This window comes from Pseudomonas sp. TE6283, assembly GCF_054060555.1.
Window position 1 is genome coordinate 1 of sequence record NZ_JBSSDH010000044.1, and the last position, 2822, is coordinate 2822.

1 rRNA gene is annotated in these 2822 nt (G+C 52.3%); it reads left to right on the plus strand.

What is annotated here, in order from left to right:
- Window positions 1–2754, plus strand: a 23S ribosomal RNA gene (locus ACVWZ5_RS25485); the annotation flags it as partial.
- Between the last annotated feature and the right edge of the window lie 68 nt (window positions 2755–2822).

Below are 2822 nucleotides of genomic sequence, written 5' to 3' on the forward strand. Positions count from 1 at the left end.
AAGCTGGTTATCTTGTACTGAATACATAGGTGCAAGAGGCGAACCAGGGGAACTGAAACATCTAAGTACCCTGAGGAAAAGAAATCAACCGAGATTCCCTTAGTAGTGGCGAGCGAACGGGGACCAGCCCTTAAGCTGGTTTGAGATTAGTGGAACGCTCTGGAAAGTGCGGCCATAGTGGGTGATAGCCCCGTACACGAAAATCTCTTGCCAGTGAAATCGAGTAGGACGGAGCACGAGAAACTTTGTCTGAACATGGGGGGACCATCCTCCAAGGCTAAATACTACTGACTGACCGATAGTGAACCAGTACCGTGAGGGAAAGGCGAAAAGAACCCCGGAGAGGGGAGTGAAATAGAACCTGAAACCGTATGCGTACAAGCAGTGGGAGCCTACTTTGTTAGGTGACTGCGTACCTTTTGTATAATGGGTCAGCGACTTATATTCAGTGGCGAGCTTAACCGAATAGGGGAGGCGTAGCGAAAGCGAGTCTTAATAGGGCGCTTTAGTCGCTGGGTATAGACCCGAAACCGGGCGATCTATCCATGGGCAGGTTGAAGGTTAGGTAACACTGACTGGAGGACCGAACCGACTACCGTTGAAAAGTTAGCGGATGACCTGTGGATCGGAGTGAAAGGCTAATCAAGCTCGGAGATAGCTGGTTCTCCTCGAAAGCTATTTAGGTAGCGCCTCATGTATCACTGTAGGGGGTAGAGCACTGTTTCGGCTAGGGGGTCATCCCGACTTACCAAACCGATGCAAACTCCGAATACCTACAAGTGCCGAGCATGGGAGACACACGGCGGGTGCTAACGTCCGTCGTGAAAAGGGAAACAACCCAGACCGTCAGCTAAGGTCCCAAAGTCATGGTTAAGTGGGAAACGATGTGGGAAGGCTTAGACAGCTAGGAGGTTGGCTTAGAAGCAGCCACCCTTTAAAGAAAGCGTAATAGCTCACTAGTCGAGTCGGCCTGCGCGGAAGATGTAACGGGGCTCAAACCATGCACCGAAGCTACGGGTGTCATCTTTGATGACGCGGTAGAGGAGCGTTCTGTAAGCCTGTGAAGGTGAGTTGAGAAGCTTGCTGGAGGTATCAGAAGTGCGAATGCTGACATGAGTAACGACAATGCGAGTGAAAAACTCGCACGCCGAAAGACCAAGGTTTCCTGCGCAACGTTAATCGACGCAGGGTTAGTCGGTCCCTAAGGCGAGGCTGAAAAGCGTAGTCGATGGAAAACAGGTTAATATTCCTGTACTTCCAGTTATTGCGATGGAGGGACGGAGAAGGCTAGGCCAGCTTGGCGTTGGTTGTCCAAGTTTAAGGTGGTAGGCTGAAATCTTAGGCAAATCCGGGATTTCAAGGCCGAGAGCTGATGACGAGTGCTCTTTAGAGCGCGAAGTGGTTGATGCCATGCTTCCAAGAAAAGCTCCTAAGCTTCAGATAACTGGGAACCGTACCCCAAACCGACACAGGTGGTTAGGTAGAGAATACCAAGGCGCTTGAGAGAACTCGGGTGAAGGAACTAGGCAAAATGGCACCGTAACTTCGGGAGAAGGTGCGCCGGTGAGGGTGAAGCACTTGCTGCGTAAGCCCACGCCGGTCGAAGATACCAGGCCGCTGCGACTGTTTATTAAAAACACAGCACTCTGCAAACACGAAAGTGGACGTATAGGGTGTGACGCCTGCCCGGTGCCGGAAGGTTAATTGATGGGGTTAGCGCAAGCGAAGCTCTTGATCGAAGCCCCGGTAAACGGCGGCCGTAACTATAACGGTCCTAAGGTAGCGAAATTCCTTGTCGGGTAAGTTCCGACCTGCACGAATGGCGTAACGATGGCGGCGCTGTCTCCACCCGAGACTCAGTGAAATTGAAATCGCTGTGAAGATGCAGTGTATCCGCGGCTAGACGGAAAGACCCCGTGAACCTTTACTATAGCTTTGCACTGGACTTTGAGCTTGCTTGTGTAGGATAGGTGGGAGGCTTTGAAGTGGGGACGCCAGTTCTCATGGAGCCATCCTTGAAATACCACCCTGGCAACCTTGAGGTTCTAACTCAGGTCCGTTATCCGGATCGAGGACAGTGTATGGTGGGTAGTTTGACTGGGGCGGTCTCCTCCCAAAGAGTAACGGAGGAGTACGAAGGTGCGCTCAGACCGGTCGGAAATCGGTCGTAGAGTATAAAGGCAAAAGCGCGCTTGACTGCGAGACACACACGTCGAGCAGGTACGAAAGTAGGTCTTAGTGATCCGGTGGTTCTGTATGGAAGGGCCATCGCTCAACGGATAAAAGGTACTCCGGGGATAACAGGCTGATACCGCCCAAGAGTTCATATCGACGGCGGTGTTTGGCACCTCGATGTCGGCTCATCACATCCTGGGGCTGAAGCCGGTCCCAAGGGTATGGCTGTTCGCCATTTAAAGTGGTACGCGAGCTGGGTTTAGAACGTCGTGAGACAGTTCGGTCCCTATCTGCCGTGGACGTTTGAGATTTGAGAGGGGCTGCTCCTAGTACGAGAGGACCGGAGTGGACGAACCTCTGGTGTTCCGGTTGTCACGCCAGTGGCATTGCCGGGTAGCTATGTTCGGAAGAGATAACCGCTGAAAGCATCTAAGCGGGAAACTTGCCTCAAGATGAGATCTCACTGGAGCCTTGAGCTCCCTGAAGGGCCGTCGAAGACTACGACGTTGATAGGTTGGGTGTGTAAGCGCTGTGAGGCGTTGAGCTAACCAATACTAATTGCCCGTGAGGCTTGACCATATAACACCCAAGCAATTTGCGCTGCGGCCAGATTGTGGTGGTGAAGACGAAAGACCCGAAAGTTCGTA